This window comes from Alkalihalophilus lindianensis (genome assembly GCF_032843265.1).
In the GTDB taxonomy this organism is placed as follows: Bacteria; Bacillota; Bacilli; order Bacillales; family Bacillaceae_D; genus Alkalihalophilus; species Alkalihalophilus lindianensis.
Genome location: NZ_JAWJBA010000409.1, coordinates 1 through 267 on the forward strand (window position 1 = coordinate 1; position 267 = coordinate 267).

The 267-nt window shown below is 39.7% G+C and carries 1 protein-coding gene; it reads left to right on the plus strand.

The genetic code is table 11. The features are described 5' to 3' along the window. The coding region (locus tag RYX56_RS22805; RefSeq protein ID WP_500660647.1) for a carbonic anhydrase at positions 1–258 on the plus strand (258 nt) is incomplete at its 5' end. Between the last annotated feature and the right edge of the window lie 9 nt (positions 259–267).

Consider the following 267-nt stretch of genomic DNA (forward strand, 5'->3'; position numbering starts at 1 on the left):
GGTTTAAAGGCCGAGCCTGTCCTTGAACATATGAAGGAACAAGGAATTACCGATGAAACGTTAAATACTTTAGCTTTTTCCGGAATTGATATTAAAAGCTGGCTTCATGGCTTTGACAGTGTGAATGAAAGTGTAAAACATAGTGTAGACACAATCACGCATCATCCGCTTATGCCAAAGGATGTTCCTGTTCATGGCTTAGTCATTGATCCGAAAACAGGGAAGCTGGATCTTATTGTGGATGGTTATGAGCGTTAATGCTTTTTT